This window comes from Photobacterium sp. S4TG1 (assembly GCF_036040035.1).
Lineage (GTDB): Bacteria > Pseudomonadota > Gammaproteobacteria > Enterobacterales > Vibrionaceae > Photobacterium.
On sequence record NZ_JAYXUH010000006.1, the window covers coordinates 32,634 to 50,493 of the forward strand.

The 17,860-nt window shown below is 38.1% G+C and carries 15 protein-coding genes; 7 read left to right on the forward strand and 8 right to left on the reverse strand.

The features are described 5' to 3' along the window. Positions 1 to 55 precede the first annotated feature (55 nt). A complete protein-coding gene (cfa, locus tag VXS03_RS09585; protein ID WP_327763470.1) occupies positions 56 to 1,198 on the forward strand; it encodes a cyclopropane fatty acyl phospholipid synthase in 1,143 nt (380 codons plus the stop codon). A 59-nt stretch (positions 1,199 to 1,257) separates the two neighbouring features. Here the strand turns inward: cfa and VXS03_RS09590 are convergent, their stop codons facing one another. Then, positions 1,258 to 2,652 (reverse strand): hypothetical protein, encoded by a 1,395-nt coding sequence (locus tag VXS03_RS09590; RefSeq protein WP_327763471.1) that lies wholly within the window; start codon positions 2,650 to 2,652, stop codon positions 1,258 to 1,260. Between the two features lie 326 nt (positions 2,653 to 2,978). Between VXS03_RS09590 and VXS03_RS09595 the strand changes: the two genes are divergently transcribed. Beyond that, positions 2,979 to 3,821 carry a CvfB family protein gene (locus VXS03_RS09595; RefSeq protein WP_080157312.1) on the forward strand — a complete coding sequence of 281 codons (843 nt, stop codon included), beginning with the start codon at positions 2,979 to 2,981 and terminating at the stop codon, positions 3,819 to 3,821. Positions 3,822 to 3,918: 97 nt separating this feature from the next. On the opposite strand, the gene VXS03_RS09600 is transcribed toward VXS03_RS09595, so the two are convergent. Genes VXS03_RS09600 through moeA form a run of 3 tightly spaced genes read right to left on the reverse strand, consistent with a single transcriptional unit; the run spans position 3,919 to position 6,231 of the window. Then, complete coding sequence (locus VXS03_RS09600; RefSeq protein ID WP_369925039.1) at positions 3,919 to 4,158, reverse strand: glutaredoxin family protein; 240 nt, start codon at positions 4,156 to 4,158, stop codon at positions 3,919 to 3,921. 25 nt (positions 4,159 to 4,183) lie between these two features. Beyond that, positions 4,184 to 4,951: a molybdopterin-synthase adenylyltransferase MoeB gene (gene moeB / locus VXS03_RS09605; RefSeq protein WP_327763472.1), complete on the reverse strand. Its 768-nt coding sequence runs from the start codon at positions 4,949 to 4,951 to the stop codon at positions 4,184 to 4,186. Positions 4,952 to 4,998: 47 nt separating this feature from the next. After that, positions 4,999 to 6,231: a molybdopterin molybdotransferase MoeA gene (gene moeA, locus VXS03_RS09610; RefSeq protein ID WP_327763614.1), complete on the reverse strand. Its 1,233-nt coding sequence runs from the start codon at positions 6,229 to 6,231 to the stop codon at positions 4,999 to 5,001. A gap of 310 nt (positions 6,232 to 6,541) precedes the next feature. Between moeA and folE the strand changes: the two genes are divergently transcribed. Both folE and VXS03_RS09620 read left to right on the forward strand, forming a co-directional pair. Beyond that, on the forward strand, positions 6,542 to 7,195 hold the full coding sequence (folE, locus tag VXS03_RS09615) for a GTP cyclohydrolase I FolE (protein WP_327763474.1): 654 nt from the start codon (positions 6,542 to 6,544) through the stop codon (positions 7,193 to 7,195). Positions 7,196 to 7,283: 88 nt separating this feature from the next. Then, positions 7,284 to 8,219 carry a LysR family transcriptional regulator gene (locus tag VXS03_RS09620; protein WP_327763475.1) on the forward strand — a complete coding sequence of 312 codons (936 nt, stop codon included), beginning with the start codon at positions 7,284 to 7,286 and terminating at the stop codon, positions 8,217 to 8,219. On the opposite strand, the gene VXS03_RS09625 is transcribed toward VXS03_RS09620, so the two are convergent. Both VXS03_RS09625 and VXS03_RS09630 read right to left on the reverse strand, forming a co-directional pair. After that, positions 8,210 to 9,082 (reverse strand): YjjW family glycine radical enzyme activase, encoded by an 873-nt coding sequence (locus tag VXS03_RS09625; RefSeq protein ID WP_327763476.1) that lies wholly within the window; start codon positions 9,080 to 9,082, stop codon positions 8,210 to 8,212. The genes VXS03_RS09620 and VXS03_RS09625 overlap by 10 nt on opposite strands. 17 nt (positions 9,083 to 9,099) lie before the next feature. Next, positions 9,100 to 10,632 carry a YjjI family glycine radical enzyme gene (locus VXS03_RS09630; protein ID WP_327763477.1) on the reverse strand — a complete coding sequence of 511 codons (1,533 nt, stop codon included), beginning with the start codon at positions 10,630 to 10,632 and terminating at the stop codon, positions 9,100 to 9,102. 619 nt (positions 10,633 to 11,251) lie between these two features. On the opposite strand from VXS03_RS09630, the gene VXS03_RS09635 reads away from it, so the two are divergent. Next, entirely contained in the window at positions 11,252 to 13,033 is a 1,782-nt protein-coding gene (locus tag VXS03_RS09635) for a L,D-transpeptidase family protein (protein WP_327763478.1), read from the forward strand. A gap of 147 nt (positions 13,034 to 13,180) precedes the next feature. Beyond that, positions 13,181 to 13,912, forward strand: coding sequence for an HAD family hydrolase (locus VXS03_RS09640; RefSeq protein WP_327763479.1), 732 nt, complete (start codon positions 13,181 to 13,183; stop codon positions 13,910 to 13,912). A 90-nt stretch (positions 13,913 to 14,002) separates the two neighbouring features. Here VXS03_RS09640 and VXS03_RS09645 read toward each other — a convergent pair whose 3' ends face one another. Then, positions 14,003 to 14,956 carry a TerC family protein gene (locus VXS03_RS09645; RefSeq protein WP_327763480.1) on the reverse strand — a complete coding sequence of 318 codons (954 nt, stop codon included), beginning with the start codon at positions 14,954 to 14,956 and terminating at the stop codon, positions 14,003 to 14,005. A 652-nt stretch (positions 14,957 to 15,608) separates the two neighbouring features. Between VXS03_RS09645 and VXS03_RS09650 the strand changes: the two genes are divergently transcribed. Further along, positions 15,609 to 17,027: an FAD-dependent oxidoreductase gene (locus tag VXS03_RS09650; protein WP_327763481.1), complete on the forward strand. Its 1,419-nt coding sequence runs from the start codon at positions 15,609 to 15,611 to the stop codon at positions 17,025 to 17,027. Positions 17,028 to 17,115: 88 nt separating this feature from the next. Here the strand turns inward: VXS03_RS09650 and phnR are convergent, their stop codons facing one another. After that, positions 17,116 to 17,841, reverse strand: coding sequence for a phosphonate utilization transcriptional regulator PhnR (phnR, locus tag VXS03_RS09655; protein ID WP_327763483.1), 726 nt, complete (start codon positions 17,839 to 17,841; stop codon positions 17,116 to 17,118). Positions 17,842 to 17,860 lie beyond the last annotated feature (19 nt).

Below are 17,860 nucleotides of genomic sequence, written 5' to 3' on the forward strand. Positions count from 1 at the left end.
TAACCTTATTTAAAGGCAATTTGTCATACAAATTGTTATATAAGGAATATTCGCGATGAAAAATGAAAAGTTTTTCCAAAACCTATTATCCCATGCTGATGTAACTATTAATGGCTCACGACCTTGGGATATTCAAGTTCATGATGAGCGATTATATGATCGAGTATTAACCGATGGTTCATTAGGCTTTGGTGAAAGCTATATGGATGGCTGGTGGAGTTGTAATGCGATTGATGAAATGATTAACCGTGTTTTACATGCTCGTATTGATGAAAAGCTAGATTTATCGACGAAACTTGCGGTTGGTTTAAAAATTGGCGCATCAAAAGTAAAACACCTTTTTAATCATCAAAGTATTGATCGAGTTACTAAGGATGTACCTTTCCATTATGATTTAGGTAATGATTTATTTGAGTCAATGCTTGATAAGCGAATGACATATACCTGTGGGTATTGGAAAGATGCAATCGATCTTGATAGTGCTCAAGAGGCTAAACTGGATTTAGTATGTCGTAAAATGGGTCTTAAACCAGGCATGCGGTTATTAGATATTGGTTGTGGCTGGGGCAGTTTTATGAATTATGCTGCAGAGAATTATGGTGTAATTTGTGATGGTTTAACACTATCAAAAGAACAATCTGCGCTAGGTCAGCAGCGAGCTGATGCTCTAAATCTTCCTGTGAAATTCATCCTTAAAGATTATCGTTTACATGAGCCAGAGCAGCCTTATGATCGTGTAGTATCTATTGGAATGATGGAACATGTTGGTCCTGACAATTATCCTGATTATTTCAACGCTGCTTACCGTTATCTTGCTGATGATGGAATCTTTTTATTACATACTATTGGTAGCCCAAACTCAAAAACAGAAACAGACGCGTGGATAAACAAATATATTTTTCCAAACGGTGTTGTGCCATCAATGACGCAGATTGGCTCTGCAGCAGAAGGTTATTTTAATATTGAAGATGTGCAAAATATCGGCCCGGATTACGATAAAACATTAGTGGCATGGAATGATAAGTTTGAACAGAATTGGCCTAAAATTTCAGCACATTATGGTGAGAAATTCTATCGTATGTGGCGTTACTATTTATTGTCATGTGCGGGAGCTTTTCGTTGCCGTGACCTCAATGTTTGGCAATTTGGGTTAACGAAAAAAGGTGCTGATTTACCGTTATGCGTACGTTCTAACTGAGATTTTAGCGTAGCTCGTGACCGATAAAAATGCCCTCAAGTTGAGGGCATTTTTGTAGGTTAGTTCTTTATATTGAGTGTTTGTTTAGGTTTCGATTTTTTAGGCTCAGGTGTAATAATAGCTTCAATATCGACAATTTTTGAACGACTCATGATGATTTTCCATCGTTGAATACGTACGGTTTTATCTTCATCTGTTTCTTTGGTGATCAAGTTAATTAGATGTCTTTTCTCTACCGATTCTTTGGTCACTTGGCCATCTTTGAGTTGATAAAGACGCTGTGAGCCTTTTTCCATTAATGTCGCAATCGCTCGCATATCAAGAATAATAGATTCACGCGTTTGCTCGTAACCACTTAAAAACTTTGTGGGTGACATTCTGGTGGTACTTTTGTAATGCAAAATAGTTTCTTCACGATGAGAGACATTATGTTTGCGGGTTTTACGAATAATATCCGGCAAACTGTCATAACTAATGAACTCTAACCATTCCAGTTGTTGTCCTATAACATTACCCGTATTGGCGTCAAAAAATTGCTTTCTCCATCGTGCTTTGCCTTTTCTCATCCATCTCCATAACATAGTTTTTAAGTCATCTTTAAAAACTTCACGTGCCGCATAAATGAATGACAGTACAACAATGAAAGAGGCGGTAATATCACCCAACATACCGCGTGCTTTTATCAAGATTAAAGTCACGAAGATCATCACAATACCCGCGGCAGCACCCGTTACAATCTTACGAGTATTTTTACCCAGTTCGATTGTTTTTTCGTTCATGGTGACAGGGTATTCAATTAAGCGACGTAATAATCGCATTTTATTTGACATCCGCGTTGGATCTTGCATCGCCCTTACTGAGTTATAATTGTTATCAGTACGGTGTTGAGATTCTTTTTGGCAGATTTCTAATAACTGTGGCTTAATTTCATTATACTCAGCTCCACGGGGTAAATGAGCGATAAGCTGTAGAAGTCGTTGTTCTGTAAACCAAGATAAATAGTTATCAATATTCTCGTAATATTTGAGCAGTTTTTTATCTGTTGGAATGTTACGACGCAATCGCTTTAAAATTCGAACCGCTAATTGTGCCGCTTCTTCAATCTCTTCTTGTTTAGACTCACTACTGTCACCTAATAACTGCTGTGTGGTTTTTTCCAAGGCTAACGCATATTGATAGGCATAGAGACTTAAGCTTAAACGGTATTGCTCGATAGACAGCTTACCTCGACTTGCAAGGCGGCTGTGAACTAAAGGTAGATGGTTTATATCACTGAAATAAGTCCGTTTGCCATGAATGGCATTATGATAAAATTCTTCTTCAGAGATGATATTGGCATTTAACCCAAGCTCTCCTGGGATAAATATGTACATATCAAGCTGTCGATTAGTTGTTTCTTGAATCACATGAGATATTTTGAGTTTATGCCCATCTTTTTTATCGACAGTAATCACTTTTAATTAGCCCTCCCAGGCGAATGCTAAATGGCATAAATTGGTTGTCATTGAGAGTATATGAGAATATTTTTTTGTCCATTATTTATAAATCACAATTATTGATGCTAATAGAATGAAAAAACATCAAATAATTGCAGATAGGTTGGGCGAAGGGTCGCAACATCACGTATAATGCCGATATCATAAGCGCAACCCGTTCATTATAACGTATTGCCTAGTCAGTGATAGTGAATTAATTATTGCGGCTAAAAAATTGATTGATAAAGATATTGAACCAACTGCACTCTAAGCGTGTTGTTGCCTATAAAGAGAGTACCTGATACATGATTAAAATTGGACAATACAACACTCTAGAAGTTATCAAATTGGTAGATTTTGGTGTGTTCCTAAATGGTGGTGATGATTTCGGTAATATCTTGTTACCAAAGAACACAGTGCCAGCAGGTACTAAGCTCGGCGACAAGCTTAAAGTTTTTATTTACTTTGACTCTGAAGACGAAGTCATTGCAACGACGGATGAACCATTAGTTGAAGTGGGTGGTTTTGCTAAATTACGTATTGTAGGTGCAACGACAATTGGTGCATTTGCTGATTGGGGTTTACGTAAAGACCTACTGATTCCATTTAGTGAGCAACGTCGTCGCTTAGAAGAAGGCGAAGAAGTGATGGTTCGTGTTTACACGGATCGTGCATCAGGTCGTATTGTTGGCTCGACTAAGTTCAACCGTTTCCTTGATAAAACACCTGCAAACTACAAAGTAGGCCAAGAAGTACAAGTTGTTATCGCTGAAACGACAGAACTTGGCTACAAAGCAGTAATTAACGGTGAGCATTGGGGTCTGTTCTTTAAAACAGAAGCCTTTGGTAAACTGTTTATTGGCAAGCAACTAAAAGCGTATATTCAAGAAATTCGTCCAGATGGCAAAATTAACTTATCACTACAAAAAGTAGGCTTAGGTAAAGTTGACGATTTAGCGGATAAGATCCTTACGTCTTTAGAGATCAAAGGTGGCTTTATTCCAGTAAGTGATAAATCAAGCCCTGAAGATATTTTCCGTGTATTCCGTACCAGTAAAGCAACGTTTAAGAAAACGATTGGTGGTTTATACAAAAAAGGCTTAATTGTGATCGAAAAAGACGGTATTCGTCTGAATGATAACGATTAATCACTACTAGTTTCACGATTAGTGAACAAAAAAACCGACATTTAACTAGAAATAGTAAATAATGTCGGTTTTTTTATGCATTTTTGTTATGGCTATATTAATCGTTGTCGTGCAATAGCTTTTCGAACTTAGTCATATTCCAGCCCATAAGCACGCTATCCCCAACTTTAATGACGGGGACAGAGCGAGCGCCTGTTCGGCTTAATTCTTTTCTGCCTTGTGGACTTGCTACATCGACTAAACGAAAAGGATAACCTTTTGTTTTCATATACTGCTGAGCATCTTTACAATGCGCACAGTTTTTCTGAGTAAACAGGGTAATACGTTTCATCATCATTACTTCGCTATTTGGCTCTATTTGATTAGCTACACACAGAGCAGTTTGGTTGCTTCATCAATTTCATTTCGCGCCAACTCATGCTCATAGCATCGAGCATCAAGATCTTGCCCGTTAATGGTGTGCCAACATTGGTGACCACTTTTATTGCTTCCATGGCTTGTACAGCGCCAACAATACCAACAACGGGTGACATAATGCCAGCTTCAACACAGGTTAATGTTTGCTGACCAAAGAGGGCACTTAAGCACTGGTAGCAAGGTTCACCATCATGGTAGCTATAAACACTGATTTGGCCTTCCATGCGAATAGCAGCCCCTGAAACTAAGGGTATTTTAGTCTTAAAACATAAGCGATTTAATTGATTACGTGTATCAACGTTATCACAGCAATCCAACACTAAATCATGTTGTTCAATGAGTGGTAATAATTCATCATCAGTTAAACGTTTTGCAATTGTTTCAACATGTAAATAAGGATTAATGGCGGTTAATGCTTGCTTCGCTGATTCAACTTTGAGCATGCCAACCGTCGCATCTGTATGCAAAACTTGACGCTGTAAGTTAGAAACTTCAACTTTATCGTCATCAATAAGGGTGATTTTACCCACGCCAGCGGCAGCAAGGTATTGCGATGAAGCACAACCTAAACCGCCAGCACCCAAGATTAACATTGAAGTGGCTTTTAATGCTTCTTGGCCTTCAAAGTCAAATTGGCGCAAAATAATTTGGCGGTTATAGCGCAACATTTCTGCATCTGATAATTCAGCACTGGTGTGTTGTTTTGTTGTCATAAGTGAAATTACCGTTATTAGCTGTTTATTCGTATATTAACGACAAATTAGTACATGGTGTGATTAAACATTTCAATAGTAACGAGCTCGCCCGCTTCCACACGACCACGATCTTGTTCAAGTACCACAAAGCAATTGGCATGGTGCATTGAACTGAACGCGCCAGAGCCTTGGTTGCCAGTTGTTGTTACTTCAAATTGACCATTATTAATGCTGTAAATACCGCGTTGGAAGTCAGTACGGCCTGGGCGTTTCTTAAACATTGACGTTGCCTGTGCTTGTAAACGTACCGGTGGTTGGTATTGGCTATGGCCGGCTAGTTTAGCTAACATCGGTTGCACTAATTGATATAAGGTCAGCATTGCTGAGACTGGATTACCAGGAAGGCCGCAGAACCATGCATTATTGATAGTACCAAAAGCAAAGGGCTTACCCGGTTTCATGGCGATTTTCCAAAAACCGATTTGACCTTCTTGGTCTAAAATATCTTTGGTGTAATCCGCTTCACCTACGCTAACACCGCCAGATGTGATCACAACATCGGCATCGGTTGATGCGGTAAGGAATGCTTGGCGAAGTTGTTCTGGGCAATCTGGGATAATGCCAAGATCTAATACATCACAACCAAACTTCTCTAATAACGCTTTGATACCATAACGGTTGCTATCGTAAATTTGACCTGCTGCAAGAGATTCACCCACTGGGCGTAATTCATCACCGGTTGAGAAAAAGGCAACTTTTGGACGACGATATACTGCAAAAGATGCAATACCTAATGATGCGAGCAGTGGCATTTCACGTGCAGTTAAGCGAGTACCTTTTACTAAAACCGTTTCACCTAAATGAACATCATCACCAATAGGACGAATGTTGTCGTTTGCTTTTGGCTTGATCGTAAACTGAATGCTATTGCCATTTACATGGGTCTCTTCTTGCATGATAACAACATCAGCGCCTGCTGGAATTTCAGCACCTGTCATAATGCGGACACATTGACCTGCTTCACAGGTGCCAGTAAATGGGATCCCTGCAAATGACTTACCAATCATGGTTAAAGTATCAGTATGTTCAAGATCCGCGGCACGAAGGGCATAACCATCCATCGCAGAATTAGCAAAAGGCGGTACATTAATAGGGGAAAGGATATCTTCAGCAAGCACCATACCCATGGCATCAGCAAGTGCTATTGTAGTGATTGTCGTTAGTGGTGAAACTTGCGTCATAATATTATCTAACGCAGTTTCAACAGTCATTAAACCTGGTACGTCGCAGCATCCCATAATCGTATCCATTTTATTTATTCGTGATAATGAAAGTGAGCAGGTCTGAAAAATTCTCAGTTTGAGGTTGTATGTTTTACTCAGTTTCTTACTAAGTATTGTTCAGATTGCTAGTTATTGGGTAGTTTACCCTTTATTGACTACCGCTGTAAGGGATTGAATATACTAAAATACGCTGGAAGAAGGGATTAGGAGGTAATTTGGTGGTGAAATTATTCTCATTTGGAGGTATTCTGCTAAGGATTTTAGCGCTGGCAAGGTCAGAAGGGTATGTCTTTTTTATTCTACCTAGGTCAGCTGGAGGAAAAGAATGACAGCATTAAGTGTATCTGCAATACAAGTACGTGACGCCTTAGCCGCCCGTGATCTAGAAACTCCGATGACGGCTGATGTAGTAAGTCGAGAAGAAAAGAAAGAAAAAATTGAATACCATATGCGTGAGATCCTTTCACTCTTAGCGTTAGATCTTACGGATGATAGCTTGGTTGAAACGCCGCACCGTATTGCAAAAATGTATGTCGATGAAATTTTTTCAGGTTTGGATTACACCAATTTCCCTAAAATCACAGTGATTGAAAATAAAATGAACTGTGATGAAATGGTGCGAGTAAAAGACATTACATTAACCAGTACTTGTGAGCACCATTTAATTACTATCGATGGTAAAGCAACAGTTGCTTATATTCCACGTGGGAAAATTATCGGTTTATCAAAGATTAACCGTATTGTGCGTTTCTTTTCTCAGCGCCCACAAGTGCAAGAGCGTTTAACGCAACAAATTTTAGTCGCGCTACAAACACTACTTGAAAGTGAAGATGTCGCCGTGACTATTGATGCAACCCATTACTGTGTTAAATCTCGCGGTGTAATGGATGCAACCAGTGTAACGACAACGACGGCACTTGGCGGTATTTTTAAACGTAATCCTGCTACCCGTGCTGAATTTTTAAGTGGTATTCGTTAAGCGCAGTGTTAGCTGTAACTGATTGTTATTTAAATGCTAGTCAATGAATGTTGGCTGGCATTTTTTATTTATATTCAAGAGATAGTAAATGGATTTAATTAAACTATCACGCATTAGCATGAAGCACCTTATTACCTTGCACGTAATGTTAGATACCCTCAGTGTGACAGCGTGTGCTCATCGATTATGTGTTAGTCCATCATCCGTTAGTAAAACGCTCACTCAGCTTCGAGATACATTAAATGATGAGCTATTTTATCGTAATGGTAATCGGTTGGTTTCAACGCCATTAGCGCGTCGTTTAGGGCCGACAGTGCATCAAATGATCAATGACATGAATCAAATCATGACTCAGGAACAATTTGATGTTGCGCATTATGCCGGTAGTTTTTCATTATCGATGCGTGAAAGCACTTTTGAGTTAATTGCTGCACCGTTATGTGAGCAAGTATTAAAGTTAGCACCCAATATTCGATTAGATATTTGGTCTAAAGATAATATTGGAGTTAGTGGGCTAGCAAAAGGGGTATTGGATTTTATTATTCTGCCTCATGATCTTAGCCAGCCACCAAATATCGATAATAACTTAGTTTGGGAAACCTTATTTACTGATGAAATGGTGTGTTTAATGTCTAATGAACATCCATTGGCGACTCAGCCACTGACCATTGATGATTATTTACATTATGAGCATATTGGAATTGTTGATAATGATCTCAGTGTGCCATTTTTTGAAATGCAGCTTATTCAGCAACATAGAAAACGTAAAGTTATGGTCAACGTTGCTGATTTTGGTGCAGCAGCGACATTGTGTAAAAATACTAAACTATTGTTTACGTGTTCAAAGAGGTGGGCAGAAGTGGCAGCGCAAGCACAATCGTTGACCATGAAAGAATTACCATTTAATTATGGCCAAGTGGGTTACAGTTTAGTGTGGTATCAGCCAAGTATGAACGATCCTGCGTTACGGTGGCTGTACCAACAAATTACAACTGTTGGCCATAAAATTGGTCGCTATATATAAACGGTTGGCAGTATTAGATTAGTGATATTACGTTCGGTTAGCTGCATTGCTAATGTTTCAATGTCGGTTTGGTTACACGGTGTCCAATTTAATGATTCGCCAGTGACACCATGATGTTGAAATGCATTAAGCTTGATACGAACGTCATTATTTAATGTTGCTAAATACTCTGCAATATCATCGATGTATTGCTCATAATCGGTGATCTCTGGAATATGCAATAAACGTACTTCGTATAATTTTTGGTGTTGACTTAACCAATAAATACTCGTTAATACTCGGTCATTATCACGGCCAGTTAACCATCGGTGAGTGGTGTTATTCCACGCTTTTAAATCAATCATTGCTCCATCAAGGTAAGGGGTGATTGATTGCCACCCTGTAATACTTAAACTCCCGTTACTGTCGATCATACAGCTGAGATGTTGTAAGCCGGGATCGGACTTTATCGCCTTAAAGAGGGCAATTATATATGGTAATTGTAATGTTGCTTCGCCACCCGTTACCGTAATGCCATTAATAAAGAATAAATTATCTCTAATTAATGCCAAGGTTTCAGTGACTGTTAACTGCTGTGTTTTTGGCGTCGATTGTTTACTGCACAGGGTTAAGCAGGTATCGCATTCCGTACAAGTTGACATGTTCCACACGACAAACGGTTTATTGTTTTGTGTGGTGAGTTGTAATGATTGCGTTGGGCAACTTGGTATACAATCACCACATTGATTACACATATCGATAGTTTGTGGATTATGACAGTTTTTGCAGCGGTAGTTACACCCCTGCAAAAACAGCACCATTCGATTACCTGGCCCATCAACACATGAGTAGTTCAATATTTTGCTGATAGTAGCAGAAATCATAATATGGCGTTCTTTATTTATTTTGATGAGTAAACAGGTGACATTTCACGACTAACAACACGCGGTTGACGCTCTAGAATATGTGTATTTTCAGAAGCTTCAGTACCTAACCATGTTGTATTTGTGCGTGAACCTTGTTGTTTGAATTTCGCAATATCAGATAGTTTAACCATGTAACCCGTGACACGTACAAGATCATTGCTGGCAACGTTTGCTGTGAATTCACGGAAACCTAATGCTAATGCACCTTTACATAGTTGCATTAATGCGAGTGGGTTGTTCTTAATGGTTTCTTCAAGAGTTAAAATTTCACTGATACCCGATGTATAGTATTTATGATGAGCAGCTAACGCCTTAATGTGCATTACAGGATCGGGCTCAGTACCGTAAGGAATACGAATGCCAGGTGTGACTTCGTGATCACAACTAATACCACCTTGAGAGTGTAATAATGCTCGACCATTAAAACCATATTTTACTGGGGTTGTTGTTACAATGTCACTTAATGTGGCACTGATTTTTAACCCGATGGCATTAGCATCTTCATTATGACCATATTGTGCCGTTGAGCCTGATTTCGCCATCAGAATATTAACGGCTTCTGCCATGCCATAAATACCAAACATAGGGGCAAAACGATCTTCATTAATTAAACCTTCAGTGGTTAAGAAACCAGTAAAGAAGTTTGATTCTTGATGCAAAAATGTTGAACGTGCGTCAATGAGTTCAAACATCAATTTGCTATAGCGAGGCAAGGTCGATGTCAGAAAATCTTCAATGCTATTACTTTGTAATGCCACTTCTTTTAGATTAAGGCGGACAAGGGTGTTTGCACCACCAGCAAGCGGAAGAGAGTTATAGCAACTTACAATACCGAATCCCTGTTTGCCAAAAGCATCTGAGAACATTGGATAGTTAGCAATATGTGGCTTACTGCATTCACAGATATTATTACAGGCTTGTTGTAACAGGCTGTCAGGCGTGACCGTTGGGTCATACATAAAGGTGAGATTAGGTGCGACTTGCTTAAGTTCTGCATCAATCGTCAAAATCATGCGGCAAACAATATTATCCGTTGGGCCGATATTGACGTGCATAAACGCATCTGGAAGGGTGCGATCTAACATTATCCAAAAGTTTTTCAGTTTATGGTAAAGAGCGTCTTCGCTAATGTCGCTAACAAAAGGCAGTAAGATTTGATCAAGCTGGCCTAGGTAAACAGGAATATTGGTAACAGAAGGCACATGATGGTAAATAATAGTCAGCAGGTTGATGGCTTCATCTAAATTCGTTGCAGGTTTAAGCTCTAAGTATTCAGAACCTTGTTGTAAAAATTTAGCATAATCAGGAAGAACATAACGCGGTTTAAAAGGAGCGTTACCTTCAAACATATCACAAATAATTCCAGCTTCTTTAGCGGCTAAGACTGCGTCAGAAATAGGCATATAATCGACGAGCGCTTCGGCTTCTAATGACAGGAACAACGTTTTTTGTTTTGCACTAAGTGTTGCGTCAGTAATGATGTTTTTGATCTTACTTTGTGATGTCATTGCTATGTTCTTCTTATATCCATAAGTTTTATGGGGCTAATTTATCGTAAGTTTTATTTTTCCAGAAGTGAAAAAGGGAGAATCATATCTTTCTATATTGGAAATCCGTATTGACGTAGACATGCAAAATTGAAGTCGTTAAAAATACACATCAATATTGAATTAAGCTCAAAGCAAACGTAAAGATATGAAATTATAGAAACTATAACGAAAGGTTATTGATTATGGAGATATGTGAAGCGGTGGTGAGGATAATGTTGTATCGATAAACTAACAATAGCGTTCAATTATTGAGCAAAAAAGCGAAAAAGCTATTTTTTTACATTAGATAAAACTTTTAATAAAAAACTGTTTTTTTAGTGTTAAAATAAAACAACCATTTTTAAAATCTTTTAAATCAGTGTGTTATTTTATTGTTTTGTTAGATTTGTAAATAAAAAATTATGATATGGCATAATTAATTTTTAAAGTTTCATTTTTTGAATTGTATCATTTGTCAAAATTTGTCTAAATATACCCTGTTAGTTTTTTATGAACTATGGATTGCCGTCATTGCATATCAATAAGATAAGCTGTAATGCTAGGTATGGTGTTTTTCGTTCTATTTTATAGGTAAACGATGTTTAATCCTCAACGTGTTGTTGCTAAGCGTGTTAGCAAACTTTTAGTGTTGTCACTGATGGTGCCAGGTAGCGTTTTTGCTGCTGAGGTAAGCCCAGTTGTTTCAGACAATGTCGCTGCTGTATCACAAAATAACAATGTGCCCATTGTCGGTTCTAGTACGGTATTGCCTAAAATGCCTTCTGATGCACGAAAAGCACCGCTAACTACTGGCAGTGTTGATTGGTCTTCATTGAATAATATCAACTTGCAAAGTACAAAAATGCTATGCGGTGATACAACGAGTAACGTGTGTTTTGCACTACAAATTGAACAAGCTTATGCGCAAAATAAATTTTATCCGCTCTGGAATACAGTAGCACTACGTAATGAGCTTACACTACAGCTTCAAGTCATTGCTGATAGCAAAATGCTACCTGGCATTGCACAGCGTTTGGCGGAAATGAAGCAACTTGAACAAGAAGGTAATCTACGTGGCTACGATTTATTAGCGACAGATACTTACTATGTTTATCGCGCATTTCAGAATTACATTGCCCAACATCGTAATGTTTTATTCTTATCTAAACCCGTCAATATGACCCATAGCATGATGGAATATGCGAAAGGTGATGACGCATACCCAATGACTCTTGCTAAATTAACAATGTACCGCCCTACATATGTTGATTTTGAGTCAACGATGAAAGTTATTCAAAAGTTTGAAAATTTAGCGCCGCATCATCTCGTAGCATCAAATTTTAAAGGCGTATATCGTCAAGGGGCTGTATTACCAAAAGGGCATGAAATTGTTGAGGTTCTATATAACCTTGGTGATATGTCAGCTGCTAATCGAGATACTTTGTTAGCTCAACCAACAATTACCAACACAGGCATTATGTTTAACAGCCTGAAGACTTTCCAAAAACGCCATGGTTTAAGTGTTGATGGTATTATTGGTGCTGGTACTGTTAAACAGTTAGTGATGCCTTATAGCGATATTGCACGTGTTCTGGCATTGAATACGTTACGTCTATCTGCTTTAAACCGTCATAATGACACTCGTGCGCATATCTGGGTAAATATTCCAAACTATAAGTTAGAAGTGTTCGATAACGGTAAAAAAGTTTTTGAGTCTAAAGTTATTGTCGGCCGTGATACTCGCCCTACAAACCTATTCTCATCAGCTATCACAACGATGGTTGTGAACCCATATTGGAATGTGCCAATTACTATCAAACAAAACGATGTTATTCCAAAAGTGAAGATATCGCGTGATTACCTGAAAGCACATAACATGCAAATACTAAACAGCTGGCGTGATCGTACGGTTATTCCACCAAGTAGCATTGATTGGGCTACAGTGAATCCAAAAACATTCCCTCATGAATTCCAGCAAGGTCCTGGTCCTCATAACTCATTGGGTAATGTAAAGTTCTTAATGCCAAATGACTATGCTATTTTCTTGCATGATACACCTGCTCATGGTTTATTTAGCCGAAATAAGCGTGACTTAAGTTCTGGTTGTGTACGTGTTGAACGTGCTGATGATTTAGCTAATTACGTTATTAATTATCAAAATCGAAGCAGCATTAAGCCATTTAAGACAATGCTAGATACTAAGCAGCACAAAGTTGTGAGCTTATCTAAACGTATTGATGTTGATTTTGTTTACTTAACTGCATGGGTTGATCAAGACGGCCACTTACAAATGCGTAGTGATATTTATGGCTATGACTCACCACAAGCGAAGCCAATTAAAGGTAAATTTATTACCATGAAAGACTTTGTAAACCACTAAATTATTATTGATTACGTAATCTGTTAAAGCCAGCACTTAGATGCTGGCTTTTTTATGTGCGCAATGTGATAACTAAGGGTAGAATTTAGTTATTATTTCAAAACAATATAGTTAGAGTGTCGTCACGTACGGCACAATGGGGACGTAATGTTAAAGGCTATTTTTTTAGATATGGATGAAACATTATGTGCAACATCAGTTGCAGATAAGAAAGCATTGGCAACGTTAAAACGCTATGTAGAATCACAGTTTCCGATGTTGAATGCAGATGTTTTTTGTCAACGCTATATTGCTGGAATTTATAAGCAGCTAAATAACGAATTTCCACAACTAGTGGCGCTATTAGATAATGAATTATTGTTTCGCCAAACATTAATACAAACATTATTTACCCAGCAACAGATAACCCTTTCTTTTGAGCAAGCAGTGACTATTCAAGCGGCATTTGATGATGGACGTATGGCTGGATTTGATTTCTTTCCTGAAGTTAAAGCAATGCTAGCGACGTTACGCCAACACTATAAGCTGGTGGTGATAACTAACGGACCTATCTTTTCTCAACATCCTAAACTTGCTGCCACTGAGATGGATCAATATGTTGATCATATTATTATTGGTGGGGAAGAACCAGAAGAGAAGCCTGCATTAAGTATCTTTAAAAAAGCATTGGATTTGGTGGAGTGTGAGCCTAGTGATGTTCTCCATATGGGAGACTCATTAGCGGCTGATATTGCAGGTGCAAATAGGGCAGGAATTACTAGTGTGTGGGTTGATACCGGTAAAGCAAGTGATCACGACAAGCTTTCGCAAATCACACCATCATATATTGTGACTCAGCCACAACAACTGTTGAATGTGATAGCTCAACATTTTGTTTAGCCAATAGTTAACTATCATAAGTACAGAATAAAAATGCCACTTGTTATCTATTTTAGTTAGCAGTGGCATTTTTTATTTTATCAGAAGTGCTTAGTGCTCAGTGGTTTCTATGTTACGTGTTTTCCATAATGATGCACTGATAGCAATTGTAATAGAAAGAATAATTACACAAAGTGAAATCACTGTTGGAATCGCATATGGCGAACCAACAAGTAACATTTTGATACCAATAAAGCTTAGTATAAATGCTAAGGCTACTCGTAAATAACAGAAACGAGTCAACATGCCTTCTAATACGAAATATAGTGAACGTAAACCAAGTAGGGCAAATACGTTAGCTGTAAAGACTAAGAATGCTTCTTGGGTAACGGCGAAAATTGCAGGAATTGAGTCTAGTGCAAACATCACATCGGTTAGTGAGATAACTGCGACGACAACTAATAGTGGTGTTGCAAGCCAACCTTTGCTGTCTTTAACAAACATTTTATGATCATGATAATCATCAGAGACTCTAAAGAAGCGTTTTACAATACGCACTGGCGCTGAATTTGAGAAATCTTCTTGTTCTTCTTCTCCTTCACGCCAAAGTTTAAAGCCTGTGTAAAGTAAGAAAACAGCGAAGATGTATAGGATCCAGTGATAATCGGCTAACAGCTTTGCACCTACACCAATCATACCCGCACGAAGGAAAAGTGCACCAACAATACCTAACATTAGAATACGAGGACGAAGACGTTCAGGTACGGCAAATTGGCCAAATATTAATGCAAAAACAAATAAATTATCGACACTTAATGATTTCTCTAATAAGTAACCAGTAATAAATGACGTTGCTGCTTGTTTATTTGTATATGTGCTCTCTGGTGCCATTTGAGGCCAATATAGGTAAATAAAGCCCATAAAAACGAAGGCTAAAAAGACCCAAAAGACACTCCAAAGTGCCGCTGTTTTAATCGATATTTTACCACCACGTGTTTGGTACAAATCGAGCGCAAGCATTAATACTGTTAATACAGCAAACCCTTCATAACTAAAAATACTCATAGAGTTCTCTCTTTATCTAAATATCTAATGCGATAATTTATTGCTATTAGTCTTATTGTTTATTTAATGATATTTATAAAAGATCAAATTAAATGAAACAGTAATCATAACAATATGTTATTACACAGAATAAAATACGAAAGGTATGCCATAGGCGAGCCTAAACAAAACCTTCCGCACATTAAAAAAACCCATGCAATTAAGTTGCATAGGTTCGATTACATTTTATGTAAGCGATAATGGCATTGGTCTCGTCAAAATGGTGCTAGCAGTGGCGTCTATTGCAGACAAAAGTTACTGCGAGCAAATCCATTTACGGCTGCCGGAAGTTTATGACTTCGAGATGACGACAGGCGAACAATTGTGACTACTCCCCAAACGAGGCAATTTTAGACTTGTAGCTCATAAGTTTCCAGTCGTTTTTATGGTTAATTTTACATAAAATTTAAAGTCGCCTTAATTTAATACGGAAATGTGGAAATTTGGTGAATAAAATATCGTTTATTGTATTGGTATATGGAATTTATGTTTGGTGTATTGGTATGAATTTTAAAATGAAGTTTATGTTGCAGGATAGAGGTGGTCACTCATTCGTCATATTAGCGAGATATTATTGATTTTGTTTTGGTCTATACCAATAAAAGGATGATTAATGGACACCTCAACGCAACACAAAGAATTTATACCTTACTGGTTTAGTGAAGCTCTTGCACAAGAACCAAACAGTTATCCCACTACACTTGAAGATGATATTCAAACCGATGTTTGTATTGTTGGTGGTGGTTATACTGGCCTATGGACTGCCATTTTATTAAAACAACAGCAACCAGAATTAGATGTTGTTGTTATTGATAAAGGGTTATGTGGTAGTGGTGCATCTGGCCGTAATGGTGGCTGTATGCTGACATGGTCAACTAAATACACCTCAATGAAGAAACTTTATGGTGAGCAAGAAGCGGCACGATTAGTAAAAGCTTCCGAACAAGCTATATATGCAATAGATGATTTTTGTCGTGAAAATAATATTGAGGCAGATTTACGACTAAATGGCACTTTATATACTGCAACAAATAGTGCGCAACAAGGGGCAATGGATGCAGTAATAGCGCAACTGGATAAACACCAAATTAATAGCTGGCAACAATGGCAATATGAACAAGTTCAACAAGCGGCTGGCTCAGCATTACATCGTGAGGGATTTTTTTCACCAGCGGCAGCAAGCGTTCAACCCGCATTACTTGTTCGAGGTTTAAAGCGTGTTGCTGAACAACTTGGAGTGAAAATATACGAAAATACGCCAATGGAATCAATCAGTACAGATTCACCGGTGACAATCTCAACCCCTAATGCAGATATCTTTGCGAATAAAGTTGTATTGGCATTAAATGCATGGATGTTGGAGAAATTTCCACAGTTTAAGCGTAGCGTAGTGCTGGTGTCTTCTGATATGGCTATTACTGATAAAATACCACAACAGCTTGCGGACACAGGTTTAAAAGATGGCAAGACGGTGATCGATTCACGTATCTTCGTGCATTATTACCGTAGTACATCAGATGGCCGCTTAATGTTAGGTAAAGGCGGAAATCATTTTTCTTTTGCAAATAAGATCTCAGCAATTTTTGATCAGCCAAGTCGTTATACGTCATTATTACGTCAATCTTTTGATCGTATTTTTCCATCATTAAAGCAACAGCCTTTTGTCGCGACTTGGACTGGAGCTTCTGATCGTTCTACTACCGGGTTGCCTTTTTTTGGGCAATTAAACAATAATAAAGATATTGTGTATGGATTAGGTTACTCCGGTAATGGTGTTGGACAAACATGGATAGGTGGTCAAATATTAGCATCATTAGTACTAGAGCAGAAAAATCAATGGAGCCAATGTGGGCTCGTTTCTGGTCCTAAAGGTTATTTTCCACCAGAGCCTATACGTTGGATTGGAGCAATGATGGTACGTAATGCAATTCGACGGAAAGAGAAAGCTGAAGATAATGAGCAACCACCATTATGGATTGATAAACAATTAGCGAAATTTGCTAATGCTGCAGGAAAAGCAGATAAAAGCTAATTCTTAATGCCTACCAATAATTTATCAATGAGTTAGTATTTTACTAGCTCATTTTTTAGCGATGTTATTAAAAATTAGCACCATTAATTTAGACTATCTTGTGTGAAACTGCCGATGACAATGTTGCTAGAGATTCAATGCATATAGCATCATGACGCCAATATTCTAAGTCACAATCAATCAAGTTATCGTATTGATCAAAATTAAGTCGCTCAACAAACATTGCGGGGCTACCAGTTGTTGCTCGTAAAGCACTTGCTGTATCGCCGTTAAGGGATGTTGTACTAATACGGAATCGAGTTTTTGTATAAATCCGTTGGTATTGTTCACGATAGGTTACTGTTAATGAATGCGTAATATCGTGTTTAAGTAAATCAGGAAAAAATGCAGGTAAAACATAATTGGTAACCACAACGACGGGACGTTCATCTAGAAATCGTAATCGCTCAATGCGGTAAACACTGTCTTTTTCAGTAATATTTAAAAGGGCTGCAATGCGTGGGTTTGCAAGTTGTTGTTGCGCTGATAATAGTTCGGAGCGTGGTTGACGGCCTTGTGCAATAGCCATTGTTGGAAATTCAGTGGTGTAATTAGGATCATAAATAAGAGCAGGAGGGGAGACAAACCAACCACGACGATCTTCGCGATAAATTTTTCCTTCAGATTCTAATAAAGCCAATGATTCTCTTAAAGTGATACGAGTAGTATTGAATGCTTCTGCAAGCTTTCTTTCTGCCGGAAGTTTATTACCAGGTAAAAGTAATCCCATTGTTATTTGTTGGTTTATGGCATCCTTAATTTTTAAATATTGCACCAGAATTCTCTTTATATTA